At 64.6% G+C, this 26,837-nt stretch carries 25 protein-coding genes and 1 other RNA gene; 15 read left to right on the top strand and 11 right to left on the bottom strand.

Annotation, left to right across the window (positions count from 1 at the left end; translation table 11 throughout):
* Positions 1–96: 96 nt before the first annotated feature.
* Both D8Y22_RS02535 and D8Y22_RS02530 read left to right on the top strand, forming a co-directional pair.
* Positions 97–615: a MogA/MoaB family molybdenum cofactor biosynthesis protein gene (locus D8Y22_RS02535; RefSeq protein WP_141463161.1), complete on the top strand. Its 519-nt coding sequence runs from the start codon at positions 97–99 to the stop codon at positions 613–615.
* Positions 608–1,345, top strand: a complete 738-nt coding sequence (locus tag D8Y22_RS02530; protein ID WP_141463160.1) for a 5-formyltetrahydrofolate cyclo-ligase — start codon at positions 608–610, stop codon at positions 1,343–1,345. Before D8Y22_RS02535 ends, D8Y22_RS02530 begins: the two co-directional genes overlap by 8 nt.
* A 541-nt stretch (positions 1,346–1,886) precedes the next feature.
* Here the strand turns inward: D8Y22_RS02530 and D8Y22_RS02525 are convergent.
* A complete protein-coding gene (locus D8Y22_RS02525) occupies positions 1,887–4,013 on the bottom strand; it encodes a serine hydrolase domain-containing protein (protein ID WP_141463159.1) in 2,127 nt (708 codons plus the stop codon).
* Between the two features lie 121 nt (positions 4,014–4,134).
* Positions 4,135–4,410 (bottom strand): GYD domain-containing protein, encoded by a 276-nt coding sequence (locus tag D8Y22_RS02520; protein ID WP_141463158.1) that lies wholly within the window; start codon positions 4,408–4,410, stop codon positions 4,135–4,137.
* A gap of 720 nt (positions 4,411–5,130) precedes the next feature.
* Between D8Y22_RS02520 and pyk the strand changes: the two genes are divergently transcribed.
* Together pyk and D8Y22_RS02510 are read left to right on the top strand one after the other, a co-directional pair.
* Positions 5,131–6,891, top strand: coding sequence for a pyruvate kinase (gene pyk / locus D8Y22_RS02515; RefSeq protein ID WP_141463157.1), 1,761 nt, complete (start codon positions 5,131–5,133; stop codon positions 6,889–6,891).
* A gap of 74 nt (positions 6,892–6,965) precedes the next feature.
* Positions 6,966–7,331: a DUF7312 domain-containing protein gene (locus D8Y22_RS02510; RefSeq protein WP_141463156.1), complete on the top strand. Its 366-nt coding sequence runs from the start codon at positions 6,966–6,968 to the stop codon at positions 7,329–7,331.
* A gap of 51 nt (positions 7,332–7,382) precedes the next feature.
* On the opposite strand, the gene metG is transcribed toward D8Y22_RS02510, so the two are convergent.
* Positions 7,383–9,557 carry a methionine--tRNA ligase gene (gene metG / locus D8Y22_RS02505; RefSeq protein WP_141463155.1) on the bottom strand — a complete coding sequence of 725 codons (2,175 nt, stop codon included), beginning with the start codon at positions 9,555–9,557 and terminating at the stop codon, positions 7,383–7,385.
* Positions 9,558–9,769: 212 nt separating this feature from the next.
* Here metG and D8Y22_RS02500 point away from each other — a divergent pair, with 212 nt between their 5' ends.
* The 3 genes from D8Y22_RS02500 (at position 9,770) to D8Y22_RS02490 (ending at position 12,350) form a co-directional block, all read left to right on the top strand.
* The gene (locus tag D8Y22_RS02500) at positions 9,770–11,137 is read left to right on the top strand and encodes a sodium-dependent transporter (protein ID WP_141463154.1); all 1,368 of its coding nucleotides are present in this window, start codon (positions 9,770–9,772) and stop codon (positions 11,135–11,137) included.
* 98 nt (positions 11,138–11,235) lie between these two features.
* An RNA gene (gene rnpB, locus D8Y22_RS02495) (RNase P RNA component) lies at positions 11,236–11,781 on the top strand.
* A gap of 71 nt (positions 11,782–11,852) precedes the next feature.
* Complete coding sequence (locus D8Y22_RS02490; protein ID WP_141463153.1) at positions 11,853–12,350, top strand: LabA-like NYN domain-containing protein; 498 nt, start codon at positions 11,853–11,855, stop codon at positions 12,348–12,350.
* Positions 12,351–12,489: 139 nt separating this feature from the next.
* Here D8Y22_RS02490 and D8Y22_RS22170 read toward each other — a convergent pair whose 3' ends face one another.
* Positions 12,490–12,663: a hypothetical protein gene (locus tag D8Y22_RS22170; RefSeq protein WP_174811729.1), complete on the bottom strand. Its 174-nt coding sequence runs from the start codon at positions 12,661–12,663 to the stop codon at positions 12,490–12,492.
* A 251-nt stretch (positions 12,664–12,914) separates the two neighbouring features.
* Between D8Y22_RS22170 and D8Y22_RS02485 the strand changes: the two genes are divergently transcribed.
* The 4 genes from D8Y22_RS02485 to D8Y22_RS02470 all read left to right on the top strand — a co-directional run bounded on the left by D8Y22_RS02485 (position 12,915) and on the right by D8Y22_RS02470 (position 15,487).
* On the top strand, positions 12,915–13,523 hold the full coding sequence (locus tag D8Y22_RS02485; RefSeq protein WP_141463170.1) for a trimeric intracellular cation channel family protein: 609 nt from the start codon (positions 12,915–12,917) through the stop codon (positions 13,521–13,523).
* A gap of 138 nt (positions 13,524–13,661) precedes the next feature.
* Positions 13,662–14,144: a PUA domain-containing protein gene (locus D8Y22_RS02480; RefSeq protein WP_141463151.1), complete on the top strand. Its 483-nt coding sequence runs from the start codon at positions 13,662–13,664 to the stop codon at positions 14,142–14,144.
* A 106-nt stretch (positions 14,145–14,250) separates the two neighbouring features.
* Positions 14,251–14,631, top strand: a complete 381-nt coding sequence (locus D8Y22_RS02475) for a nascent polypeptide-associated complex protein (protein WP_141463150.1) — start codon at positions 14,251–14,253, stop codon at positions 14,629–14,631.
* A 127-nt stretch (positions 14,632–14,758) separates the two neighbouring features.
* A complete protein-coding gene (locus D8Y22_RS02470; RefSeq protein ID WP_394348182.1) occupies positions 14,759–15,487 on the top strand; it encodes a methyltransferase domain-containing protein in 729 nt (242 codons plus the stop codon).
* A gap of 60 nt (positions 15,488–15,547) precedes the next feature.
* Here D8Y22_RS02470 and D8Y22_RS02465 read toward each other — a convergent pair whose 3' ends face one another.
* Positions 15,548–16,492, bottom strand: coding sequence for a hypothetical protein (locus tag D8Y22_RS02465; RefSeq protein ID WP_141463169.1), 945 nt, complete (start codon positions 16,490–16,492; stop codon positions 15,548–15,550).
* Positions 16,493–16,600: 108 nt separating this feature from the next.
* Between D8Y22_RS02465 and D8Y22_RS02460 the strand changes: the two genes are divergently transcribed.
* Positions 16,601–17,368 carry a lipoyl protein ligase domain-containing protein gene (locus D8Y22_RS02460; RefSeq protein ID WP_141463146.1) on the top strand — a complete coding sequence of 256 codons (768 nt, stop codon included), beginning with the start codon at positions 16,601–16,603 and terminating at the stop codon, positions 17,366–17,368.
* 24 nt (positions 17,369–17,392) lie between these two features.
* Here D8Y22_RS02460 and D8Y22_RS02455 read toward each other — a convergent pair whose 3' ends face one another.
* Both D8Y22_RS02455 and D8Y22_RS02450 read right to left on the bottom strand, forming a co-directional pair.
* Complete coding sequence (locus D8Y22_RS02455; RefSeq protein ID WP_141463144.1) at positions 17,393–17,743, bottom strand: DUF5658 family protein; 351 nt, start codon at positions 17,741–17,743, stop codon at positions 17,393–17,395.
* Positions 17,744–18,001: 258 nt separating this feature from the next.
* Entirely contained in the window at positions 18,002–19,792 is a 1,791-nt protein-coding gene (locus D8Y22_RS02450) for an acyl-CoA carboxylase subunit beta (protein WP_141463142.1), read from the bottom strand.
* A 790-nt stretch (positions 19,793–20,582) separates the two neighbouring features.
* Here D8Y22_RS02450 and D8Y22_RS02445 point away from each other — a divergent pair.
* The gene (locus D8Y22_RS02445) at positions 20,583–21,755 is read left to right on the top strand and encodes a hypothetical protein (RefSeq protein WP_141463139.1); all 1,173 of its coding nucleotides are present in this window, start codon (positions 20,583–20,585) and stop codon (positions 21,753–21,755) included.
* A 104-nt stretch (positions 21,756–21,859) separates the two neighbouring features.
* Complete coding sequence (locus tag D8Y22_RS02440; RefSeq protein ID WP_141463137.1) at positions 21,860–22,108, top strand: hypothetical protein; 249 nt, start codon at positions 21,860–21,862, stop codon at positions 22,106–22,108.
* Positions 22,109–22,203: 95 nt separating this feature from the next.
* On the opposite strand, the gene D8Y22_RS02435 is transcribed toward D8Y22_RS02440, so the two are convergent.
* The 3 genes from D8Y22_RS02435 to D8Y22_RS02425 form a co-directional block, all read right to left on the bottom strand.
* Positions 22,204–23,070 (bottom strand): class 1 fructose-bisphosphatase, encoded by an 867-nt coding sequence (locus D8Y22_RS02435; protein WP_141463135.1) that lies wholly within the window; start codon positions 23,068–23,070, stop codon positions 22,204–22,206.
* Positions 23,071–23,072: 2 nt separating this feature from the next.
* The gene (locus D8Y22_RS02430) at positions 23,073–23,867 is read right to left on the bottom strand and encodes a class I fructose-bisphosphate aldolase (RefSeq protein WP_141463133.1); all 795 of its coding nucleotides are present in this window, start codon (positions 23,865–23,867) and stop codon (positions 23,073–23,075) included.
* A gap of 197 nt (positions 23,868–24,064) precedes the next feature.
* A complete protein-coding gene (locus D8Y22_RS02425; RefSeq protein WP_394348181.1) occupies positions 24,065–24,616 on the bottom strand; it encodes a DUF7409 domain-containing protein in 552 nt (183 codons plus the stop codon).
* Positions 24,617–24,775: 159 nt separating this feature from the next.
* Between D8Y22_RS02425 and D8Y22_RS02420 the strand changes: the two genes are divergently transcribed.
* On the top strand, positions 24,776–25,630 hold the full coding sequence (locus D8Y22_RS02420; protein WP_141463128.1) for a 3-hydroxyacyl-CoA dehydrogenase family protein: 855 nt from the start codon (positions 24,776–24,778) through the stop codon (positions 25,628–25,630).
* 19 nt (positions 25,631–25,649) lie between these two features.
* Here D8Y22_RS02420 and D8Y22_RS02415 read toward each other — a convergent pair whose 3' ends face one another.
* Entirely contained in the window at positions 25,650–26,780 is a 1,131-nt protein-coding gene (locus D8Y22_RS02415) for a nucleotide exchange factor GrpE (RefSeq protein ID WP_141463126.1), read from the bottom strand.
* Positions 26,781–26,837: the final 57 nt, after the last annotated feature.

The following is a 26,837-nucleotide window of genomic DNA, read 5'->3' as shown; positions in this document are numbered from 1 at the left end:
ACGGCGGCCATAACAGTTGGGCTAGCCTGGGTATTAGACCGGTAGCCCAGATGGTGCTCTCGTACGTTTTACCTGGGTGGCCGACGAGAGACGGCTATGGACGAATCGGATGCGCTCTGTATCGGTGTCGTGACGATCGCGACGGATCGATCGCTCGAGTCCGACGCTGCTGGCGAGGCGATCAGAGAAACGATGGAAGGGGACGGCCACGAGGTGGCGACACGCGAGCACGTCGTCGCCGAACACGACCGCGTCCAGTCGATCGTCTTACGGATGATCGAACGCGACGACGTCGAGGTCGTCCTCACGGCCGGGGCGACGAGCATCGAACCCGACGACGTCACGATCGAAGCCGTCGAGCCGTTGCTGGACAAGACGCTGCCGACGTTCAGCGAGCTATTTACCACCCTCGCCGCCCGGGAGATCGGGACCGAGATCGTCGCCATGCGCACGTTCGCCGGGGTCGCCGAGGGGACGGTCATCTGCTGTTTGCCGGGCAACGCCGAGACGACACGACTCGCGGCCGAATCGATCCTCCGCCCGGAAGCGAACCGACTCGTCGATCTAGCCCAACCCGCGGAATCGGACGACGGATCGGAGGACGACGATGAGTGAAAAGACGCCCGCGGCGAACCCCGACAAACCGACGATTCGCGAACGGGTCTGGGACGACCTCGAGGGCAGCGGCGTCGCCCGGTTTCCGTTCCCGCCACACGGCCGGATCCCCAATTTTGCGGACGCCAAGGTGGCCGCGGAGCGGCTGGCAGAGCAGCCGGAGTGGGAACAGGCAGCGACGATCAAGGCCAATCCCGACGCGCCACAGCTCCCCGTCCGACGGCGGGCGCTGCGCGCGGGAAAGACCGTCTACATGGCCGTCCCCCGGTTGCGAGACGAGCGATGTTTCCTGAAACTCGACCCCGACGACCTCGAGGATTACGACGCCGCGACGACGGTGTCGGGATCGGCCGAGTACGGCACGCAGGTCGGCCCCGAGGATGTCGACTCGATCGATCTGATCGTCTCTGGCAGCGTCGCCGTCTCGGCCGACGGCGGCCGGATCGGCAAGGGTGAAGGCTACAGCGATCTCGAGTACGCCATCCTCCGGGAACTCGAGTTGGTCGACGAGACGACACCCGTCGCGACGACGGTCCACGAGCGCCAAGTCGTCGACGAGGAACTACCGGTCGGTGCTCACGACGTCCCGATGGACCTGATCGCCACACCCGACCGCATCGTTCGTCCCGAACCCGACGGTCACGAGCGACCGTCGGGGATCGAGTGGTCGCTGCTCGAGGACGATCGTCTCGAGGAGATTCCGGTCTTACAGCGGCTTCGTGAGCGGTGACGTCGTCACTCGAGACAGCAGTAACCGATGACGCAGTCGCTCGAGAGTGAAAATCGCCCCGAGGCGCGAAATCGCGCCCCGGGATGCCAAAACCGCAGGGTTCGACGCAGGCGGGTGCAGCCTCGCCCGCGTCGGAGACGGTGTGGCAATGGTGGGGGGAAGGGTGCTGTGGTGGGATTGCTGGAAGTCACGGGAACAGGCGTTCGTGCCTCGGTGGGGTCTACCCGTCGACCTCCATCCGTTGATAGTGGGGAGAACTACTTGAACGGGGATGACGGTATACCGTTCTTACGACGAGTTGTCGTGGGTTTAAACCGAGTTTAATGTGTCGATATCACGAGGAAGAAAGTTCATACCTCCACATCTTCGATCAAGGTGACCGATCCGGAGCTATCGCTGCAGGCGGTGCAAATATCACCGCTAACTGCAACGACCGAATCCGTACCGGCGACCTCGTGGCTATCGCCGCATACGAACTGTGTCGGCTGATTCAACCATGGCCGCCTTTCGGGTGCACCGGGACATCGATACGGCACCTCCCTCAAACCGGTAGTCCGAGGAAGTTCCAGTAATACAGCAGCCAGCAGAAGGCGATGGTGCTGGCTACGACGATGGTATAATGCAGTCGCGACCACCGGCCCCAGTACCCGTCACGCCAGGCGACGATCGCATAGCCAAGGGCGGTGACTGCGCCAACAGTACCGAGCAACGGGAGAATCGTGAGGACGGTGTACGACAGCGGTGGATCGCTCAACAGCGTGTAGGGAAACATCAACAACAGACCGATCGTGCCGGCGACGAAGCCGAACAAACACGCACTCGCGCCGCCGGCGACCCACCGCGGGCGGGCGTGCGGTGCGGGGATTCGGAACCGATCCCTGAAGCCGGCCGTGGACGATTCACCACCGCCGTCCGAATGCGCTCGTTCGTTTGAATCCGCCGATCCGGCGTCTTGGGCATCCACGTTGCCACGTTCCGACGCCGCTGCACTCGAGTCGGTATCCATCGTGGTATCGTCGTCCCCGGCGAGTACCCGCCGCCCGGCCCACGCGAGGGGCCAGCCGGCGACGCCCGAAAGCATCCCAAGCGAGGCGAGGCCGGCGACGGTGCCCTGTACCGACATTGAATCCTGCCAACCGATCCGCTCGTAGGCGTGAAAGCCGGTAAAGAGGTGCGTGATATCCTCGCCGGTCTCGCCGAAGGCGAGGGTGTCGTCGCCCTCGAGGGCGTCGAAGACGAGCGGTTCCCGTTCGACCCACCGCTCGATGGTGGCGCCGGCGTCGGTGACGAGATAGCCCGATTCGTCGACGGTAACCTCGATCGTCCCGGCCTGTAGCGACGAGGAAAGTTTCGCGTGGGTCGATTCCGCAACCCGGACGCCACGATACGTCCCCTCGAGCGCCTCGCCCTGGTCGGGTCGGCCGTCGGGTTCCGACGGTCGTGAGTCGGCGCCCGCAGGGAGGAATTCCTCGAAAAATGCGTCGAGGAACTCGGCGTTTGCGACCGCGCCGGTGTTCGTGTTGTATCCGAGCCAGAGTCCGAGATCGTACTCGGGGACAAAGAGAAGGTAGCTGTAGAACGAGCCCGGGAGTGCGCCGTCGTGTTCGAGCACGCGCGTGCCCTGTCGCTCACCCTCGAGCAGCCCGAACGCGGTGCCCGGCAGCGCGCCGTGGTGTGTGAACCACTGGTCGTGCATCGTCGCGACCGTCTCGGGCTCGAGGATCCGCCCGTCAGCGACGCTCCCGTCGCCGAGGTGAGCACGTACGAATCGGGCCATGTCCGTCGCCGTTGCCGTTGCGCTGCCGGCGGGCCAGATCTCGAGGAAGATCTCCGGAACCGATTGGATCGTCCCCGCGGCAGCCGTATAGCCGTTGGCGACCGTCGTGTCGTCGTCGGGCCGCGGATAGTTGAACGTCGCGTCGGTCATCTCGAGCGGATCGAATACCGATTGCTCGACGTACTCGTCGAAGCTCGAGCCGGTGACGTCGGCGACGACCTGGGCGGCGAGTGCGGTGCCGTAGTTCGAGTAGGAAGCGACCACCCCCGGCGGTCGAACCCGCTCGGGCTGCTCCGCCTCGAGCACGTCGGCTAGGGGTCGGCGCTCGTCCGGATCGTCGATCCACGTCCCCTGAAACCGCTCTTCGAACCCGGCCGTATGCGTCGCGAGGTGGGCGACGGTGATCGGTTCGTCACCCGTTTCGGGGATCGAGACCGACTCGAGATACTCCCGAACGTCTGCGTCGGGATCGATCCGACCGTCCTCGATCAGTTGCATGAGGGCTGTCCAGACCAGCGGTTTCGAGACCGAGCCGATCCGGAACGCCGTCTCCTCGTCGACCGCGGTCCCGTCCTCGAGGCCAGTATCGCCGTACCCCGTCACGAGCTCGACGGTGTCGTCCTGGACGACGGCGACCGACGCGCCGACGATGTCGTGGGCCGCAAGCAGTGCAGCCATCCGCTCGTCGACGAACGACTCGAGGTTCTCGAGGTCGAGATCGGGTGGCGGGCTGTTCGATTGGGACCGATTTGTGGGACCAACGGCAGATGGCGACCCGGTGGCGGCCGTCGATTCGAGGGGCGGCGTTTCGGAGAGACAACCGGCAAGCGACGCCGTCCCGAGGAGGGCCGTTCCGGCAAGGAGCCGTCTGCGGGGTAGATCGTTCGACATCGGTAACGGCTATCGATTCCCGCCGACACAATATATGTATTTGGAGCAATAGATTGTATTCGACAGTTAATCCACCGATATCCAACCGAAACCAGCCGCGCGATCTGGGCGCTCTCCGCGATCAGATCTCGTCGACCAGATCCGAGAAGTCGTCGGTGTCGACGAGTTCCATCGTCTGCCCTCGGAGCCCGTGTCGGCGCAGCGTCAACGCGGATTTGAACCCCGCCTCGTGATCGTCCGCTTCGAAGATGATGAGAAAGTCGTGTTCGCCGAGGATGGCGTAAGACTCCTCGAGGGTCGCGTTGTGTTGTTCGAACTCGGTTCGAATCTCACCCCAGACGGCGGCCATCTCCTGGGCGTTCTGAACGTCTCGATCGCCGAGACGAATGAGCGACATATGACATCCTCGGCGTAAACGCCGAGACTTTCCTCTCGTGTGGGGTTGGCCGGTCCGACACCACCGGAGGCAAGATTTCCCTTGCAGGTACTCCGGTTTGCACGCAAGCCGTCAGTCCCGTGCGGGAGTGGTGTGCTTGGGTATCCGCTTGGCCCGTGCGGGCGGTGCCATCCGCCTGACTGGGACTTGCGTCCGAGTCTGACTCGGGCAGGCTCGCGTTTTTGATGACGGGTGAACGCCAAACCACACCCACGTTTCCCGAGTTGTTACTGATACTGTTGGACAGAACTATTCAACGATCGGTCGCAGTACTGCGGCCGTCACCGTAAGGACGGCCGCGAATTCGCGACCGACGCTTTACTGACTTCTGTCCGACAGTATGATGGGCACGACCCCAGCGGGCAGAAAATCATGGGTAGGGCGGGACTCTCTCGCTGTTGAAAGGTAGGTCGGTATAGTCGATGACTCAACGAAGATCCGGAAAACGATTGATACGAATTGCTGTAACGATTTACCGGCGCAACCGCCGTCCGGGTCGCGGGTGCGCCGGAAATGGCTGACAGTAAACCGGATGAGTGGCACAAGACGGGAAGCGCAGTTTCACGGCGTCCGTCGCCACGACCGGAGTCGTCGACCGATCGGCCGATGGATGTGGCCGAACATCACTCGACACCGAGTAAATCAACTATCTTTTTGCCCGTCCTCGCGGTAGCCCGAGATATGCGAAACGCGAAGATCGTCTGTACGTTGGGGCCCGCCTCGAGCGATCGAGAGACGGTTCGAGAGCTGGCCGAGGCCGGGATGTCCGTGGCGCGGTTGAACGCGAGTCACGGCAGTCGCCAAGACCGGGCCGAACTGATCGATCGCGTGCGTGCGGTCGACGAGGAACGCGAGGAACCCGTCGCCGTCATGCTCGACATGCAAGGCCCCGAGGTTCGGACCGCACCGTTGCCAGCGGGGAAGACGGTGTCTCTCGAGACCGGCTCCGAAATCGTCTTTCGGGAGGGCGAGACGGTCTCGCCCGAGGTCGTCTCGCTGTCGCTGTCGATCGGCGCCGTCGAACCCGGCGACCGCATCCTGCTCGACGACGGGCTGATCGAGACGACCGTCCTCGAGTGCGACGGCTCGGATATCTACGCGCGCGTCGACACCGGCGGCGAACTCGGCGGCCGGAAGGGCGTCAACGTCCCCGGCGTCGACCTCGATCTCGAGATCGTCACCGAATCGGATCGCGAGGATCTCGAACTCGCCGCCGAGAAGTCGGTCGACTTCGTCGCCGCGAGTTTCGTTCGCGACGCCGAGGACATCTACGAGGTCAACGAGGTCCTCGAGGAACTGGGCGCCGACATTCCGATCGTCGCGAAGATCGAACGGGCCGGTGCCGTCGAGAACATCGACGAAATCGTCGACGCAGCCCAGGGGATCATGGTCGCACGCGGCGATCTCGGTGTCGAGTGTCCGATGGAGGAGGTGCCGATGATTCAAAAGCGTATCATCCGGGAGTGTCGCGACGCCGGCCTCCCGGTGATCACGGCCACGGAGATGCTCGACTCGATGGTCGAGGCGCGTCGTCCGACCCGCGCGGAGGCCTCTGACGTGGCAAACGCCGTCCTCGACGGCACCGACGCCGTGATGCTCTCCGGCGAGACGGCTATCGGCGACCACCCGATCGCCGTCGTCGACGCGATGGACAGCATCGTCCGGGAAGTCGAACGTTCCGATGAGTACGACGAGCTGCTCGAACAACGCGTCCCGGCCGCGGGCGAGGCCCGAACCGACGCACTGGCCCGGTCCGCGCGATTTCTCGCACGTGACATCGGTGCCGACGCGGTCGTCGCCGCGACCGAGTCCGGCTACACGGCCCTGAAGACCGCGAAGTACCGGCCGGGCGTCCCGGTCGTCGCCTCGACGCCGAGCCATCGTGTTCGTCGTCGACTCGCCCTCTCCTGGGGCGTCACCCCGCTGTACGCCGACGTTTCGGATCAGGGTGCCGACGCCGTCATCGAACGCGCCGTCCAGTCCGCCCTCGATGCCGGCGTCGCCGAGAGCGGCGACACCGTCGTCGTCCTCTGTGGGATGATGACCGACCTCGAGGGGGCAAACACGACGAACATGCTCAAAGTCCACGTCGCCGCCGAGGCGCTGACGACCGGCCGAGTCGTCGTCGAAGGGCGGGCGACCGGACCGCTCGTGCGGGTAACCGATGGCGACCTCTCGTCGGTTCCCGAGGGAGCGATCCTCGCGTTGGGCACCGAGTTCGACGACGAGTTTTCGGGCGACGTCTCGAAGATCGCCGGCATCGTCAACGCTCAGCGTGGCATGACGGGGTATCCGGCGCTAGTCGCCAGAGAACTTTCGCTCCCGATGATCAGCGACGCCGACGTTGCCGAGGCCGAGGAGGGAGCGGTCGTAACGATCGACGCCGAGCGCGGCGTTGTCTACGGCGGTGCGATCGACGACGACGGAACGGACGCCCCATAACCGACGGCTGTCTCGATTCTGGGAGGCCAGCTCACGACGGCGGATTTTTGCGTCCACGGGTTGTACGGTGAGCTATGACAGACGATTCGTCCGCACCCGACCGGGGGGACGATGCGACGCCGTCGACGCCGGACGTTCCGGAACGCGACGCCGGCCCCGAGACCGACTGGCATCCCGACACGCGACCGATCACGGCCGAGGAGCCTGCCGATCCCGAGAGCGAGTCGATGACGGACGACGGGTCGGACAGAATCACGCTCGATTTGCGCCCCGAGGCGGACGACGAATCGGACGCCGCCGAAGACGATCCCCACGCCCCCGAACCGAGTTCGACGCCGATCGAAGCCGGCAATCCGGATCTCGAGCACGTGCTGTTCGTCGTCCTCGGCGCGATCGCGATGGTACTCGTGCTGGTACAGCTCGTCACGATCCCGCTCTAACTGTCCAGCAGAACTCGCAATTCGATCGACCGTACTCGGCGGTCGCCGGCGTTATTTGATCTTCTCGCCGAGCGCGGCGTCGCCGTGGGTCGTCAACAGATCGGCCTCCTCGCCCGCGGCGAGGATCATCCCGTTCGATTCGACGCCGAACAGCTCGGCCGGCTCCATGTTGGCGAGTAGCACGCACTTCGTTCCCGGAAGTTGCTCGAGATCGTGTAGTTGCTTGATGCCGGCGACGACCTGTCGCGTCTCGAGGCCGATATCGACCTCGAGGCGAGCGAGGTCGTCTGCCCCTTCGATACCTTCGGCCGTCTCGATGCGGCCGACACGGATGTCCAGTTCCTGAAAGTCCTCGAATCCGATGCGGTCCTCGGCCAGCGCCTCGAGGTCGGTCGTGGCGGCCTCGCTCGTGTCCGTCGCGTCGGCGGATTCGTCCCCGTCGGTGTCGTCGTGTTCGGTGTCGGACTCCTCCGCGTCGGCCCCGGCGGCTGCGACGCGCTCCTCGAGTTTCGCGTTGAGTTCGTCGACGCGGTCGTCCTCGATCTTTGCGAAGAGTTCGCCGGGTTCGTCGAAGTTTCGGGGTGGGGCTTCGAGGGCATCCTCGATGTGGGCGTCGGCAACCGTGCCCTCCTCACCGATCTGTGCCCACAGCTGCTGGGACTTCTCGGGCGTGATCGGCTCGAGGAGGACGCCGACGGCTTTCGCGATCTGGACACAGTCGCGGATGACCTGGGCTGCCTGCTCGGGGCCTCGCGGCTCGTCGCCGCTCGGCTCTTCCGAGGCGCTTCGCGCCTCGCTGTCGTCGTCGGTGAGCTTCCATGGTTCGTTGCGCTGGATGTACTCGTTGCCGAACTGGGCGAGCTCGACGGCCGCCTGGCCGACGCCACGCAGCGAGTAGTCGTTGACGTTCTCGCGCACGTCGCCGATGGCGCCCTCGATGCGGTCTGCGACGTCCGGCGAGACGTCGACTTCCGGGGTCCCTTCGTAGTTGCGGTACGCAAAGAGCAGCGAGCGGTACCAGAAGTTGCCGACCGTCCCCACGAGTTCGCCGTTGACCGTCTCCTGGAAGGCGTCCCACGAGAAGTCGACATCCTGCTGGAGGCCGCCGGTCGTCGTCAAATAGTACCGCAGCAGGTCCGGGTGGAACCCCTCCTCGAGGTACTCCTTCGCCCAGATGGCCCGATTCCGGCTGGTCGAGAGCCCCTTGCCGTTGATCGTGATGAAGCCGGTCGCGGCGACCGCACGCGGGGCGTTGTAGCCGGCGCCCTCGAGCATCGCCGGCCAGAAGATGGTGTGGTGCTGGATGATGTCCCGGCCGATGACGTGGACGATGTCGCCGTCTTCTTTCCAGACGCGTTCCCAGTCGTACTCGTCCGTGCCGACGCGTTCGCTGTATTGCTTCGTCGAGGCGACGTACTCGATGGGAGCGTCGACCCAGACGTAGAGGACGAGATCGTCCTCGTCGTCGCCGTCGGCCGTCCCGTTGGGGTAGTCGATCCCCCAGTCCATGTCCCGCGTGATACACCAGTCCTGCAGGCCGTCTTCGATCCACTGGCGCGGCTGGTTGCGCGCGTTCGAGGTGCCCTCGAGGTTGTCGAGAAAGTCGGTCAGGTAGTCGGCAAACGCCGAGACCTCGAAAAACTTGTGAGAGCGTTCGCGGTACTCGGCCGGGTTACCGGTGATCGTACTCGTGGGATCCTCGACCTCCCCGGGCTCTAAGTGGCGCTGACAGCCCTCGTCGCACTCGTCCCCGCGAGCCTTCTTGCCGCAGTAGGGACAGGTCCCCTCGACGTAGCGGTCGGGAAGGTACTGGTCGGCGTCGGGGTCGTAGGCGACCTGAATCTCCTTCTCGTAGACGTAGCCTTCCTCGTCTAACGTGCGGACGATCTCCTGGGTCAGCTGCGTATTGGTCTCGTCGTGAGTGTGGCCGTAGTTGTCGAACTCGACGTTGAACTTCGGGAACGTCTCCTCGTACTGGTCGTGCCACTCGAGGGCGAAATCCGCCGGATCGACGCCGTCTTGTTCGGCGTTGACGGCGACCGGCGTCCCGTGCATGTCCGAGCCCGACACGTAGGCCGTCTCCTGGCCCAGCGTCTCGAGCGTGCGGTTGAACGCGTCTGCGCCGATATAGCCACGGAGGTGACCGATGTGGAGGTCGCCGTTGGCGTAGGGCAACCCGCAGGTCACGACCGCCGGGCGATCCGTCGGAAACTCGTCGGTGCTCATACTCGATACCTTTCGCTGGCAAGCGTAAAACCCGCCGGTTTTCGCTCGCGGGAGTCTGACTCGAGGCCAGCGGCGACGGTCCTCGAGCGGAGTCGACGTGGTGTCCGTAGCTACCCTTTGGCGACCATAGCGTCGGCCTACCGGGGACAAATGCGGATTACTCGACGGGACGGTCACTGGCTGTTTTGTCGGCGTGGCGTGCGTTCACCGATATGGGCATCGCTGATGCACCACGCGAGCAGTGGGCGACGCGTGTGGGGTTCATCTTCGCCGCCGTCGGGAGCGCGGTGGGGCTCGGCAACATCTGGCGGTTTCCGTTCCAGGTCGGCCAGGAGGGTGGTGCCGCGTTCCTGCTGATCTATCTGCTGTTCATCGCGATCATCGGCTTTCCGGCGATGCTCGTTGAGTTTGTCGTCGGCCGGTACACCGAGCGCAACCCCGTCGGCGCACTCGAAGAGATCGCCAGCGGCGTCTGGTCGTACGTCGGCTGGATCTTCATCGCGACCGGCTTCATCATCCTCTCCTACTACAGCGTCGTCGCCGGCTGGACGATCCGGTACACGCTGCTGGGCTTGCAAGACGGCTACCTCGCCGACGCCGGGGAAGCCGAAAGCCAGTTCGTCTCGCTCGCGAGCGGGCTCGACGCGATCCTCCTGCATGCCCTGTTCATGGCCGTCGTCATCGGCATCGTCGCCTACGGTATCCAACGAGGGATCGAACTCGCCGTGAAGGTGATGGTCCCCGCGATCATCGTCATCACCGTCGGGATGGCCGCCTACGCCTTCACCCTCGAGGGAGCCAGCGAGGCCTACGCCTACTACCTCTCGCCGGATTGGGGCGTGATCGCCGCTGAGTGGCAAAGCATCCTGCCCGCCGCGGCCGGCCAAGCCTTCTTTACGCTCTCGCTCGGGATGGGTGTGATGATCACCTACGCCTCCTATCTCGCCCAGGACCGAAACCTCGCCGAAGACGGCGCGATCATCATCGGCTTCGACACTGCGATCGCGTTCGTGACCGGGCTCATCGTCTTCCCGATCCTCTTTACGGCCGGCATCGACCCCGCCGATCCCGGCGCCGGGGCGATTTTCGTCTCGCTGGCCGCTGCCTTCGGCGATCTCACGCTCGGCTGGCTCCTCGGCACCATCTTCTTCGGCACCGTCGCCATCGCCGCTCTCTCGAGTGCGATCAGTCTGATGGAGGTCGTCGTCTCCTACGTCATCGACGAACGCGGCGTCGACCGCAAGGTTGCGGCCGTCGCCATCGGCGGCGCGATCTTCCTACTCGGGATTCCGTCGGCGACCGACCTCGTCTTGCTCGACCTGTTCGACCTGTTCGCCGATCAGATCCTGCTCGTCCTCGGCGGTCTCCTGCTTTCGATTCTCGTCGGGTGGTCGCTCTCGGACCTCGCGATTGCCGAACTGGGTCGTGGGACCGGCGATCTCGGTGCGTACGGCACCGCCTGGATCTGGGCCGTCAGAATTCCCGTCATCCTCGTGTTGATCGTCGCGCTGATCCTCGGTATCCTCGAGTACTGGGAGTTCCTGACTGGTCCGTTCGCCGAGTGGCTCGGCGACCTGTAGCACGCTCCTCGAGTGGGGTGCTTGGCTCTCTCTGGCGCCACACTCCTCGGTTCCGTACCGACCGAGGGACTTATTCGAGGCGAGACCCTAGTGAAAGTGGGAGAGAGAGCCCGGCTGCCGCGATGGCCGGACCGGCAACGGCCGGCCACCGTACGTGATCCATCCCGTCAGGGTGCATCACGCCCGCGAGGAAAGTCCCCCCACCCGTTTGGGCAGGTGACCGGACGCAAGTCCGGAGCGCGAGACCGCTGGCTCTGGAACAGAAACGACACGTCTCGGCCCGACCGATGACGCGTGCGACCCCGACCGCAAGGAAGGGTAGCTAACCCGCAGAGGGACGCGGTCTCCTGACCGCGAACCGCGAGCGGCCTCAACCGCGCGCATTCCCGCAGTCGAACACCGCGGTTCGAAACCGCAGACCGTGTTCGGTTCTCGATGTGAGAACACAGACCGCGTGGCGGGACACCCGCCGAACGCGTGGCACGGTCGGCTGCGGAGAGACGGCCGAGGATCGATGGAACGGCGAATCCTCACCGGTGCAAGTCCGTCCCGTGGTAGCCCGAACGACCCGCGGTTCGCCGCGGACGGGGCGGACGCTCAGCCGAATGCCGGGTCGAACAGAAGGGGGCTTACTCCTCTCACCCGATTTCTCCCTCGAGAGTGACGACGATGGCGAACGAGGCGATTTATACGTCTCGTCGTCGACCTGGCAACTGTGACCGACATCCACCCGAACCAGCGCGTCGCGGTGCAGGTCGACGCGCAGAACCTTTATCACACGGCACAGAGTCTTCACAGCCGTAATATCGACTATTCGTCCCTGCTCGAGAAAGCGGTGCAGGACCGGCAACTTACGCGAGCGATCGCCTACGTCATCCGCGCGGACGCACCCGAAGAAGAGAGCTTTTTCGATGCCCTGGTCGATATCGGTTTCGAGACCAAGATCAAAGACATCAAGACGTTCTCCGACGGAACGAAAAAGGCCGACTGGGACGTCGGTATGAGCCTCGACGCGGTGACGCTCGCAAACCACGTCGATACGATCGTCCTCTGTACGGGCGACGGCGACTTCTCGCGGCTCTGTTCACACCTGCGCCACGAGGGCGTCCGCGTGGAAGTAATGGCCTTCCAATCGTCGACCGCCGACGAACTCATCGGAGCGGCCGATACGTTTCTCGACCTCGGCGATCGCCACGAGACGTTCCTCCTCTAGACTGGCGTCGGAACGCTTCGAAACGGACGCCCTCATACGGTTTACTGTAAGTCATTTCCGGCGCACCCGCGACCCGGGCGGCGGGTGCGCCGGTAAATCGTTACAGTAATCCGTATCAAGCACTACTCGCGACCGATACCTACGAACCACGAGCGTCGCGTGCGAGCGTCGAAAACAGCAGTCCGATTCCGGCGACGAGCCCGATACCGGTCAGCAACGAGAGGACGGCGGTATCGAGCGACGACGGCGAAACGAACGAGAGGGAACCGATCGCGAGGAGACCGAGTCCGAACGCGATCTGGGTAAAATCCATACTCGTCCTCGAGTTCCCACCGACCGTATATAACCACCGCGGTCTGGTCCGCGATCGATACTGCTGAGCGACACGAATTCGAGAAACTACCGGACAGTAGCATCCCCCTCTCCACGGTATCTCCTCGAGCGGGAGAGATTCGATACGTAGCACTCAAGAGCCGTACATCCCAAATTTGGATAGTGAGTCAGGAAGTCGTCGTCGCACTCCGAGAGCTGTTCGTCGTCTTGCTGGGCGATCCCTTTGCCGTCATGAATACGATCGGGTTGGTCGCGTTCGCACTCGTCGGCTCGTCGAAAGCGATCCGCGAGGAATTCGATCTGTTCGGCATCGCGATCGTCGGGCTCGCGATGGCGTTTGCAGGCGGTGTGACACGCGACCTCTTCGTGACTCGCGTCCCGTTAGTACTGCAGACCCCAACCGAAATCGTACTAGCACTCGGTGGCGTTCTCCTGGCGATCGTGTTGCGGATCGGGTTACGATCGCCCGACGAGCATCCGTTCACGCTCGTGGCGGACGCGATCGGGCTCGCGGCCTTCGCGACGACTGGTGCGATCGTCGCGACCGAAGCGAACGTCTCGGCATTCGGGATCGTAGCCATCGCGACGATCAATGCCGTCGGCGGCGGTGCACTCGCCGACATCCTCCTCGATCGGTCGCCGTTTATTCTGTTCGACGATTTCTACGCGAGCTGTGCCGTCCTCGGTGGACTCTCCTTTCTGGTCGCGGACGCCCTCGGCGCGGGCGCAAGTACCGCTGCCGCGACCTGTGCCGTCGTCACTGTCGGGACACGCCTGGTCGCAGTGACGCAAAACTGGGAGATTCCGACAGTACAGGGATTGGGACTGACTGAGCGATGACTGCGATCGGCGGGCCGAACACTGCGTCTGCGGAGTCGATCTCGAGGGCGTCAGGTTACGACGAGGCTACCACGCGGATACCGAGCGACGCGACCGTCGGTCGAAGGGCTTTCGACCCACCCCGCCCAACACCGACCGATGAGTAACGCTGACGGCGATGCGGATCTGTCGACGCTGCGGACGATCGCTGACTACCAGTTCGGTGCCGGGGCGGGCGCCGCGCTGTTCCCCCTCGAGGAGTCGCCGACGATCAAGCGCACGTCCTCGGGTCGTCCCCAGCAGGTCCACGCCGACGATGGCCGTCTCGTCTCCTTCGGGACCGACGGCCGATTCACGCTGGGGATCGAGGGCGGTCGCCGGCTCGCAGCCGGCCTCGAGTCCCCTGCTTACCGCGTCGTTGTCGACGACGAGAGCGAGCCTTTCGTCCGCGACGAAAAGAACGTGTTCGCGAAGTTCGTCCGCGAGGCGGGCGACGAGATTCGACCGGGCGACGAGGTCCTGGTCGTCCACGAGCGTGGCGAGTTGCTGGCCGTCGGGACTGCCCAGCTCGATGCGGCGGCGATCACGGCGTTCGACACCGGAATGGCGGTGGCCGTCCGCGAGGGTGTGCCCGCGGCGTAACCGGTCGTCGAACGCGCCGAACCGAGCCAGCAGCAGTTCGTTCGTTTCTCGCAACCGATTGGTGAAGACCGCAGAGTAAAAGGTCGCCCGCGTCGTCGGTCCAGCTATGTTTGGAGGAGGCGGCGGCGGATTGAATCCGCGCAAGATGGAACAGATGATGAAACAGATGGGGATCGACGTCGAGGATATCGAGGCCGAGGAGGTCATCATCCGGACCGACGAGTACGACCTCGTCTTCGACGATGCGGAAGTTACCAAGATGGACGCCCGCGGCCAGGAGACCTACCAGGTCATCGGCTCGCCCGAACAGGTCGACGCCGGTTCGGCCGGCGGAACTGCCAGCGAGTCCGACGACGGCGACGCCGGTATCCCCGACGAGGACGTCGAACTCGTCGCCCAGCGAGCCGACGTCAGCGAGGACGACGCCCGCGACGCCCTCGAGGCGAACGACGGCGATCTGGCCGCCGCGATCGGCGAACTCGAGTGAGGGCCGCGTGAGTGGACCCGATGCCGACGCCGACGGCCGTGACTCGAGTGCCGACAGCGACGCCGGCGGGAGCAACTCGAACGATGCCGCCGACGACCGAGCCCAATCCCACGCTGGGGACGACCGAGTGCCGGTCTTGCTCGTCCGCGGCGACCGCGAGTTTCTCGTCCAGCCAGGCGAGGAGATGGGTACCGATCTCGGCGTCCTCGAGGTGCCAGCAGACGTCGAACCGGGCGAGACTATCGAGACGCATCTCGAGGAGGCGTTCGACGTTCGCCGGCTGCGCGGCCCGGATCTCTTTCATCACTTCGAGCGAACCGGCGCGCCGATGGTGCCCCGCGACATCGGGCTGGTCATCGGCGAAACGGGGATCTCACGAGGCGACCGCGTCCTCGACGCCGGCACCGGAACCGGCGTTCTCTCGGCACTGATGGCCCGCGCCGGCGCGTCGGTGGTGACCTACGAACGCAACGACGAGTTCGCCGACGTCGCTCGGGAGAACATGAAACTCGGTGGCGTCGCCGACGCCGTCGACGTTCGGACGGGCGATCTCACCGCGGAGATCGAGCGCCTCGAGGCCTCGAGTTTCGACGTGCTCACTCTCGATACCGGCGATGCGGCGGCCGTGGTCGAGCACGCACCCGACGTGCTGGTCGACGGGGGCTTTCTGGCGGTCTACAGCCCCTTCATCGAGTCGACCCGCGAGGTCGTCGAGGCGGCTCGCGAGGCCGCCCTCTCGAACGTTCGCACTCGGGAGACGATCCAGCGCGAGATGCAGTTCGACGACCGCGGTTCGCGACCCTCGACGGCGCCCGTCGGCCACACGGGGTATCTGACGATCGCGCGAAACGTCTGATACGGATTCCTGTCCCGATCGTTCGATTCCGATCACGAGTACCCGCCGCGGGAGCAACTGCTATTGGCGCGGCCGGACGCGAACGCACACGTCGTCGCCGACCGCCAGCGCGTGGTCCGGACAGATGAGCTTCGCACCGAAGTCCCCGTCTCGAGCGCAAAACGTCGAGAGGCCGGTGATCGGCTCGTCGTTTGCCGTCACGACGACGTCGTCCCAGCCGATCGTTCGGCCGTCCGGACCGACGACCCCGAGTCGGTCGTCGTTCAGTACGACGACGCTTTCGGCTACCCGTTCGGACCGCCCGCCAGTGTGAATGCCGCCACCGTCGTAGTGTGATAGCCCGCCGTCGAGGACGCCGACGCCGCCAGTACCGGTCCGATCACCGACGCGACCGTCGGCGTCGCCGCGGTCGCTCGAGCGCCACTCCGCCCGAAGGCCGACGAACTGCTCGCCCGGCCTCGGGTGGGGCGGGGAATCGAGGACGGCGTAGGTTTCGCCGGTCGCGACGACCGTTCCGGTCCCGTCCCAGGCCAGTGGCTGGACGTCGACACCCAACTCGAGGGCCAGCGAGCCCGACGCCCGATGGAGGTGCTGGTCCGGACGCCGGAAGCCGACGTGGAGGTGGTTGTCGACCCACGGTGCGAAAAACCCTGCTCGAACGAGTCGCCCCAACGAGTCGCCGCGTTCGACCCGGTCGCCGGCTTCGACGGCCGGCTCGACGTGGAGCACGCGGGCGACCAGTCCTGCGAGTGGCGCCGGAGCGACACACTCGAGTAAAATCAGGTGGTCGTGGTCCGTGGCGTACGGTTTCGGCGGCGCGCGGACGGTCTCGGTCTCGAGGACGGTCCCCGTAACCGGGCTCGGTGCGACGTGTGTGCGCCCGTTCTCGAGGGTCCCGGGATAGAGGTCGACGGCACAGCCGCCGTCGTGGGCCGGGTACGGTGAGTTGTACAGCGAGAAGCGCGCGTACTGCTCGAGCAGGGTCGCCGGCAGCGCCGCGTCGATGCGGTCGTCCTCGCGGTCGGTCGTCGAGCCCTGGTCGTCGGTCATTATTGTCGTCGCGTTCGACTCCGTGCCGGGAGCCTTTAGCCCCACCGACCCGAACGCCGAGCTATGCGCGTCGTTCGTGGCCGCGAGCCGTCGATCGCCGCCGACCGCGCCGTCAGTGACCAACTCCTCGGGATCGCTGCCGACGGCGAGTCGGCGGTTCGAGTCTGGACGCCCCACCGACAGGTCGCGTTCGGCCGTCGCGACGCTCGCCTCGAGGGTTACGACCGAGCCCGGGAAATCGCTCGGGACGGCGGATTCACGCCGGTCGAACGCGACGTCGGCGGCCGGGCCGTCGCCTACGACGGGGAGACGACGCTGGCGTTCGCTCGCGCCGACCCCGTCGCCGACATTCGACGTGGCACCGACGAGCGCTACGAGCGCCTGACTGCGGCCGTCGAACGCGCACTCCTCGATTGCGGACTCGAGATCGAGCGCGGCGAGCCCGCAGACTCGTTCTGTCCCGGAACGCACTCGCTGTCGGTGGCCGAGTCCGCAGCCGGCACGGCTCCGGGGAGTCGACAGAAGGTCGTCGGTATCGCCCAGCGCGTTCGTCAGGACGCCGCACTCACCGCGGGTATCGTTCTCGTCGACGGACGCGACGCACTTGCGGACATCCTCGAGGGCATCTACGGCAGTCTCGGGGTGGCGTTCGACCCCGCCTCGGTCGGTACCGTCGGCGCTGCCGGCGGCCCGGCGGATCCGGCCGTCGTTCGGCGGGTGCTCGAAGCGGCGATCGTTGCCGACGCCGAACCGACCGTCGAAAGGATCGGCGATAGTGAGGCTGCGCAGCGGAGAGCGTCGGATACCTCGAGCGAGCCACCGTCCGACTGAGCGATTGGGAGTCCGACCCGAAGACTACACGATCATCGCGATCATGTAGAGGTTGATGCCGACGGCGATCGTCCAGGGAATCGCGAGCCCGGCGGGGATGATCGGTCGGTATGCCTCCGGGAGCAGTGGCCGGCAAGCCAACGCGACGGCGACGGCCCCGCCTTTCAACGCGAGCATCCCGACCACCCCGTGGCCGTCGATCACGCTCCGTGCGACGGGGTTCGACTCCGCGAGTCCCATGTTGAGACCGACGAACGTCGTTACGATATCGCCGACGAGCGACAGGGCGACGAGTACCCAGAGGCCCCGCTCGAGGGCGGCGGGTGTGAGATCGATCGGGAGGCGATGAGACACCGACGCGCCGTCGTAGCTCATAGGCTCCCCACCGGAGTCGAACCGGCGACCTGTCGTGCCAACGGGAGTCCGGGAAGTGCACGCTCGGCTACAGGCAACGTGGGTATTGTTATGACAGTCATAGATTCCAGTATCGGTCGGTTAGACGGTCGAAACGGCGTGGTATACACTGCTTTCTCCTGGCGGTCCTCGAGGGAATGGGTCGATACCGGGGATAGAAAACGCGGCGCTATCTTGATTCAGCAAGAGAGTCCCGCCCTTCCCGCGAGTGACTGGTGTTCAGAGGATCGTGCCGTGTTTCTTCTCGGGGACGGACTTCTCGAGGTCGGCGTAGAAATCGAATCGCGCGGCCAGTTCGTCGCGGAGGGCACTGGGTGGGACGAGTTCGTCGATGACGACCTCGCTCGCCATCCGGTGGACGTCGATATCCTCGCGATACTCCTCGCGGAGTTGTTGCTCCGTTCGTTCCCGCTCGTCGGGATCGTCGATCTCGGCGAGCTTGCGGGCGTAGACGGCGTTGATCGCGGCTTCTGGACCCATGATGGCGATCTCGCCGGAGGGAAGTCCGAGCACGCTCTCGGGATCGTAGGCCGGGCCGCCCATCGCGTAGATGCCCGCGCCGTAGGCCTTGCGCACGACGACGGTCTGTTGGGGCACCGTCGCCGCCGAGGTCGCGTAGATCATCCGCTTGCCCTGCTCTAAGATTCCCTCCTTTTCGACCTGCGAGCCGGCCATGAAGCCCGGCGTGTCACAGAGATAGAGCAGTGGAATATTGAACGCGTCCGCCTTCCAGATGAACTCCGCGGCCTTCTGGGCGGCATCGGGGAAGATCGCTCCCGCACGGTGTGCGGGCTGGTTCGCCACGATGCCGACCGGTCGGCCGTCGATACGAGCGAACGCCGTGACGATCTCCGGGCCGTAGTCGGGTCGCAACTCGAGGACCGAGCCGTCGTCGGCGACGCGGTCGATGACGGCGAACATATCGTAGCCCTTGTTCGGTTCCTGTGGGACGACTGAATCGATGCCGGCTGGCGGTTTCGCCGGATTCGTACCCGCTCGCTGGGGTGGCTTCTCCTCGGCGTTGTCCGGCAGGTAGCTCATCAGCGTGGCGACCAGTTCGCGGGCGTGTTCTTCGTCTTCCGCGACGAGGTCCGCGGAACCCGACTCGCTGGCGTGGACTTGTGGCCCCCCGAGATCCTCGAGGCTGATCTCCTCGCCGGTGACCATCTGGACCATCCGCGGGCTCGCGATCGCCATCGCGGACATGCCCTCGACCATGACGGTGAAATCGGCGAAGATCGGCGTATAGGCCGCGCCGGCGATACAGGGACCGTAGAGGACACAGATCTGGGGGACACGGCCCGAGAGCATCGAGTGATTGTAGTAGTACTTCCCGATCCCCTCCCGGTTGGCGAAGAAGCCGGTCTGCTGGTCGATTCGACCGCCAGAGGAGTCCATCAGGTACAACACCGGCTGGCCGGTCTTCAGCGCTCGTTGTTGCATCCGGAGGAACTTCTCGACGCCCTTGGCGGCCATACTGCCGCGCTTGACGGTGTAGTCGTTGGCCATGAAGTGGACGTCCCGGCCCTCGAACGTCGCCCCGCCCGTGATGAGGCCGTCAGCCGGCAGTCGATCGTCGGTTTCCTCGCCGACACCCTCGGGATGCCAGTCGTCGAAGGCCGCGAACGTCCCGTCTTCGAAGAGAAACGCATCGTCCTCGCCGTCGAACCACAGCTCGAGGCGGTCCCGAACGAACAGTTTCCCCTCCTCGCCGAGTTGCTGTTTGTACTTCTGGGGCCCGCCCTCGAGAATGTCGTCGATTTCTTCGCGCAGACGTCGTTCGCGGTCGGTCGGGCCGTCGGCTGTGGCCTCGTCATTGGCGGTCGTTGTGGCTGGGCGTTCGTCCGCAGCGTCGGTTGGTCGCTGTTCGTCACCGCCGGCTGCGGTTGCCGTGGGATCGTCTCCCTCGCCGACGTACACCTCGATTGCCGTCCCAAGATGTTCGGCCAGCGCGTTCGCGATCGCCGAGGCTTCCGCCTCGGTCGCTTGTTGTGCGATACGAACCTTCATACCGGATGGTGTATCGGCGGCGACAAAAAGCCATATCCCGTTTTCGACGGGCCGAACGACACCCGTTTCGGACGACTGCCCGTTACCGTGACCACAGCGAGAGAGTGAACGGGTCGTGTCCGTGCGACTACGTGTCACTGCGATACCGAGCGCCGACCACCGTCACTCGAGGCTGACCACGAACGAGAGGGGGAGTCATACGGATTGCTGTAACGATTTACCGGCGAAACCGCAGACGGGTCGCGGTTTCGCCGGTAACGACTTACAGTAAACCGTATCAGACGGATTGCTGACCGACTGCCTATTCGACCGCAATACCGCGACCGAACGGCATCGCCAGCCAGCGATCCGCATTCGGGGTCGGTGGCACGACCCATTCGAGAGGGGAGTCGTTGCCTCCGTGGTCACCAACACGGAGACAGTGACGACTCACTGCCGGTTGAAAACAAACGCTCGCGTTCAGTTGTGTGTCTATTAAACGGTTGCCGTCCTCGTATCGATCGCATAGTCGATACTGTGAGACGGTTTCCTGTCGTCAGTGCCGGCGCAACCGCGACCGGACGGCCATTTGGCCGGTAATCGTTACAGCAATCCGATAAGTAATCGGCCCGTTCCTGGCGGCTGTAGCATCCTCATTCTGCTGTCGTCCCGCCATTGGTGTCGGCACTCGCAGGCAGTATCTCTTTTTGGAGTTTTGTACTACCTACCGGTAACTCTCGACCGCCCGGTGTAGGTGAATATTAGCTTTGACCGAACGGGGTGGACCGACAGACGGCATTCAGCCGACGGCATGTCAGGAGACTATTCGGCACGACTCGTCCAACGACTCACCAACCTTCGAGACGGACTCGAGCCGGGGATGGACCGCCGCGAATTCCTTCGGACCGTGGTCAGCGGCGGCTACGTCCTGGGGGTAGCGAGCTATTTAGGTGTCGAGGACTTCCTCTCGGCCGACGAGGGCGAGGTTCCGATCGTCACCGCCTTGGTTCGGTCCGACCCGGACGATCCGTTCTCGCTCGAGGAACGAACTCGGGATGTCCCCGCCGAGTGGTACGCGGCCGTCACGAAAGCCCTCGAGATAAACGAATACCTGGCGACCGTCGGCATGACCGGCTATCTCGGCAGTGCCGTGGTGCCCGGCTCCTACAGCAGCCAGACGGCGTCCGTCTCGGTCGGTATCTCGAGCGAAGGTCGATCGACCCGCGAGATGATCGAGGAGATCGCCGACGGTATCTCGATCAATGCCGAAACGATCGTCGAAGTCGAAGAGATGGAAGACGGCCCACCGTCCACACAGCCGCGAGTGGCCACCAACGTCGACTCCGGCGTCGCCCCCAGCGGGGTCGTCTGTGAGACGCCCTCGAGTATGGCAACGCTCGCGCCAGCGCTGTACGATCCGAACACCGAGCAATCGTACTTTGTGACGGCCGAACACGCATTCGAAGGGGTTTCCGATCCGGTTGGCGAACCGCTCGTACTCCCGATCGACAGTGCGGAACCGGCCCAACTCGGGGCCGTCGAATACGCCTACCCCGTCGAAGACGTGGCGGTCGTGACGCCGAACGGCGACCTCGAACCGTCGAGCACGATCGATACGCCGTCGTCAGCACGGGTACGCGGACAGTACACGAGACTCGGTCTCGCCGATCTCGTCGCACGCGACGAATATCTCGAGAAAGTCGGTGCGTTAACCGGGCACACGACCGGGCGTATCCAGGGGATCGATGCCGTGACCTGTTTTACCGACACGTTCTGCCGCCGCGGCCAGATTCGTTGGGGCGGCGAGATGGACCTCACCGATGGCGATAGCGGCTCCGTAAGCTTCCACGAGGATCCGCAAGGAGCCGCGGATGATGTCCTCGTTGCGGGATTCAACAACGCCAGAACGTGGTGGCCCGGCCAGAGCTACGTCTGGGGCATCGGCGCGTACAAATTGACTGAAACCCATGGTTATCACTTCTGAATGTCCACACTGGCGAACTGGTATCGCCCCGAGCGTCGAATCGACCCACACCGCCGGATTCACCTCCGTCGTCGACGCTTGCGAGGGTACCCACACCGATACCGATGACTGAGTCATCGACAGACGACCGCGGGGCTGCTCGTGGCGGGCCGCTCCGAACGCTCTGGGACGCTGTCGTCCGTTTCGTCGGCGACGCCCTCGTGCTCACGCTCTGGGTTGTCTTCCTCACGCTGGTCTTTCTCGAGACGGCCTGGCCGCGATGGGCCTTTTACGGACTGTTACTCGGCGGCGTGGCGGTCTACGTCTCGATAACTGTACCGTGGATTCGCGGGCGGTCCACGAGCGGCCGGTAGCCACTGCACGCCGAAGCCGTCCGCAGAATACGTCGACCCCGACGCGATGCCTCGAGTGACGGTGGTCGGCGCTCGGTATTGCGCAGTCGACGACGTTAGGTCGGTCGATCTTCGAGGCGGTCGATCAATTCGGCGTTGCCGACGTGGACCGGCGTTCGCTCGTGGAGGTCGTCGGGATCGATCGTGAGTAACGATCGGTGGCCGTTCGAGGACCGACCACCGGCCCGCTCGACGACGTAGCCGATCGGGTTCCCCTCGAACTGGAGCCGCAGTTTGCCCGCTGGACGGGACTCGAGACCGGGGTAGCCGAAGATGCCGCCGTAGGTGAGCACCTGGTTGACGTCGGCGATCATCGCACCGCCGTAGCGGAGCTTGAGTTCGGTTTCGATCTCGCGGGCGAACGCTTCAAACTCGTCGGGCCAGTTGGATACGCCGCCGCCGAAACCGTAGACGACTGGCTCCTCGGGCAGCGTTACGTCGGACTGGACGAGGCGACGTTCACCGCCGCTCATCTCGTAGACCGAGACGCTCTCCTCGGTCGCGAGCACCATCGTCGTGATCGGGCCATAGAGGACGTAGCCCGCGGCAACGAGGGTGTCTCCGCGCGCTGGCAAGGCGGCGTCGTAGACGCCGAAGATCGTCCCCATCGCGTTGTTGGATTTGAGATTCGAAGAGCCGTCCAACGGATCGCACGCGATCGCGTAGGCGTCGCCGTCCGGATCGGCGCCACAGTCGACTACCGTCGCTCGCTCCTCGCTTGCGTACTCGCCGATCCCGTCGATCTCGGTCAGTCGACCCTCGAGCAACTCGTCGGCCCAGATGTCGGCTTCGGCCTGGGTTTCCCCGCTTGGGTTCTCCTCGTCGACGGTGCCGCGTCGTCCGACCAGCCCCTGTCTGATCTCGGTTGCCGTCCGGCTGATCGTCGAGACGACATCTTCGACGACTGGATCGGAGACCGTCATTCTTACTGGGTCGCCTCGAGTGCGGCGTCCGCAGTTGCCTCGTCGTAGATGACCTTCTCGAGCGCATCGAGGATCTGGGTCGGGTTCTCGCGCTGCCAGACGTTGCGACCGACGGCCAGCCCCTTCGCGCCGGCCCTGACGGCTGCCTCGACGGTCGAGAGGAACTCGTAGTCGGAGGTCTTCGAGCCGCCGCTCATGACGACCTTCATGTCGCCGGCGGCCTTGCAAGCGTGTGCCATCGCTTCGGAACTGCCTGGGTACTTGACCTTCGCGATGTCGGCGCCCAGCTCGAGGCCGAGGCGGGTCGCGTAGGAGATGGTGCTCGGCTTGGTGTCGTTTTTGAGCCCCTGACCGCGCGGATAGGACCACATGACGACCGGTAGATCGTGTTCGCGGGCGGCTTCCTGGACGTCGCGGAACTCTTCTGCCATCTCGACCTCGTGGTTCGAGCCGCCATAGAGGGTAAAGCCGATCGCGTCGGCACCGATCTCGGCCGCGTAGTCGACCGAGCAGTTGACCGCGGAGTCGTACTCGCCCATCCAGAGGTTCGAGGTCCCGTTGACCTTCAACAGGAGGTTTACGTCGTCTTCGTAGCTCGGATAGTATCCCTCCGCGATCCCTTTCTGGACCGCCATCGCGCTGACGGCGTCGTGGGTCGCCGTCTCGAACACCGTCGCGGGATCGAGCTTCTCGGGGACCGCCTCGAAGTCGACCGGTCCGTGCTCTAAGCCGTGGTCCATCGCGAGAATCAGTGACTTGTCGTCGCGAACGATCGGAGAGTCGTCGATCGGGATCATCTGTTAGAGGGTCCAACAGGCCGCTATAAATCTCTGATGGTCCGGATTGATTGAGTTTCGTACAGCTGTAGTAAATCGTCTACGGGGCAGGCAACGTCGCCGCACAGCTCATCGAATGCCGACAGTACCAGCCCCGTCTCGATAGCAACAGCCGTGTCTCGAGCAGTCACAGCCAGATTTCGGGCGACTGGGGGCCGTCACTCGAGCAGAGTGCGAGCACTGTGTCGCCACATCCGAACGTGGCGGACATCGAGTTCGAGAACGTCGGCGACTTCGCTCGCATTGATCGTCGCCAAGCGTTCGGCCGAGGTGATCCCACCCTCGGCCAAGGTTTCGGCGTCGTCGGGGCCGACGCCAGCGACCGCCGTTACTGGGGTCGGTCGCGGCCAGGGCCGTTCGGCTGGCTTCTCCCTCCCGATCGTGATCTGAATCGAGGGACCGTCGAACGCCTGCCACTCTTCGTCTTCGCTCGCGGCGATCCAGGCTCGCTCGGCTTCGTCCAGTCCGCGGACTTCGTCCGATCGGCGACCCAAATCCCCGTCGGTCTCGAACGACCACGGCAACGAAAACCGCCGTCGGAGTCGTTCGGCGACCGACTCGTCGACGCCCGCATCGAGCAGCGCTCGGTACGAACACTCCTTGTCCAGAACGGTGTTGGGATCGATCCCGGCGTCCTCGAGGTGGGTCCGCGTCTCGGTCTCGAGCGCTCGAGCTGTCTCCGCGTCCGCAACGATCTTCTCTTCGCTCACGCGGGTCACCAGTCATCGATATCCTCTCACCCGCCAGCCTTGAAGCTTGTCCCCGAGGCGTTTTCGGTCTCGGCTCGAGAGCGCGAGGTGTCTCCGACCCAACACGTCTCTTTTGGGTCCGTCCGGCAGTATTACCTCACCCGCCCTATAACTCGAGCCATGGTTCGCGATCAGATCGACCGCATCGGCGTCGTCGGCGCCGGAACAATGGGCGGCGGCATTGCACAGGTTGGGGCTACCTACGGCTACGATATCGTCATGCGAGATGTCGAGCAGTCTTTCGTCGAGGGTGGTTTCGAACGCATCGCGGATAGCCTCGAGCGCCTCGCCGGACGCGACGCACTTCCAGCAGCCCCCGACACGATTCGCGAGCGAATCACGGGAACGACCGACACCGCGGCTCTCAGTGATTGTGACGTCGTCGTCGAAGCGGCCCCGGAGGAACTCAAGATCAAGCGAGACGTTTTCGCTGACCTCGAGGACGCCTGCGACGATGACATCTTGCTCGCGACGAACACCAGCACGATCTCGATCACGTCGATCGCTGCCGGCCTCGAGCATCCCGAACGCGTCGTCGGCCTCCACTTTATGAACCCCGTCCCGATCATGGAGGGCGTCGAGGTAATCGTCGGGGAGAAGACGACCGACGAGGCCGTCTCGCTGGCCCACGAGGTCGCACAGTCACTCGAGAAAACGACCTGGGAAGCCGACGACAAGCCCGGGTTCGTGACGAATCGCATTCTGATGCCCTGGATCAACGAGGGGATTCGCGCCTACGACGAGGGCGTCGCCTCGAAGGAAGACATCGACACGGGAATGGAACTGGGAACGAACGTCCCGATGGGTCCCCTGACGTTGGCCGACCATATCGGACTCGACATCTGTTTGCACGCCTCGGAAACGCTCGCCGAGGAACTCGGCGACCGATACACCCCTGCCTACCTGTTACGACGCAAAGTCGAAGCGGGCGATCTCGGTAAAAAGACCGGCGAGGGATTCTACGAGTACGACTAGTCGATCGCGGGCATCCGTATTAGTCGTCACCCGAGGAGTCGTCCGCCGATGCCGCCTGGGGGTCGTCGGCGTCGTCTTCCACGTCGCCGCCGAGCTCGATCGTACCGTCGTCACCGCTCTCGCTCTCGGTCGTCGCCTCGTCTGGGCCGTCGGCTGTATCGTCTTCGTCCTCGCCATCGGCTTCCGCGTCGGCGAGTTCCCCGTTCGAGACCGTCACCTGTGCGGTCTGGATGACCTTCTCGCCCATCTCGTAGCCGGGCGTGTAGACGTCGGCGATCGTCCCTTCTGGTTGGTCGCTGTCGATTCGCATCATTACTTCGTGGCGCTGGGGATCGGTTTCGGTTCCGGGCTCGGGATCGATCTCGGCGACGTTCTCGTCCTCGAGGACGCGATCGAACTCCCGCAAGGTCATCTCGACGCCGTCGCGTAGTCCCTCGGCGTCGCCGCTGTCCTCCTCGAGGGCACGTTTCAGGTTGTCTCGAACGTCGAGCAGTCGTTCGACGAGGTCCTCGGTCGCACGATCTTTGATCTGCTGTTGGCGCTTTTTGGCCCGTTTCTTGTAGTTCTGGAAATCGGCCTGTTTGCGCTTGAGCCGACTCTCGAGGTCTTCGGCCTCGGCGTTGGCCGCCTCGAGCTCGTCCTGTAGCTCGCCGATCGTCTCGGCCTGGGCCTGGGCGCGTTCGCTCATGTCCTCGAGTTCCGCACGCTGGTGATCGACGGTGTCGGCGAGGTCTCGAGCCTGCTCGACGATGGAGTCGACGGTCGCGGCCAGCTCGTCGTCGTACTCGGCGGCCTGCTCGACGACATCCTCGAGGCTGACGGCCGCCTCGGGAACGTCGATCTCGGCCGCGTCGTCCACATCGATAGGTGCCGCGACCGTCGGGTCATCGTCGGTGTCCAGTTCGGCCGCTGACTCGGCGTCCCCGTCGTCACCACCGGTGGGAGGCTGCGCCCCATCGGAGACGCTCGAGGAGTCCTCGGTAGGGGCAGTCGATGGATCCGCAACGTCGGCAGCCGAGGGACCGGCATCGTCACTCGAACTCGATTCCGCCTCGTTCGTCCCGTCAGCATCGGCCGCGTCGCCGTCCGCGGGATCGATGTCGGACGGGACACCCTGGGCCTGTCCGTTCGTGCCCTCGTCTTCGCTCATGTTCGGGTCAAGGTCCAGCGGTAATAAAAGGGTTGAGGTCGGCGCTCGATGGGCGAT

This window comes from Salinadaptatus halalkaliphilus (assembly GCF_006543045.1).
GTDB lineage: Archaea > Halobacteriota > Halobacteria > Halobacteriales > Natrialbaceae > Salinadaptatus > Salinadaptatus halalkaliphilus.
This window is presented reverse-complemented; position numbering and strand designations above follow the sequence as displayed.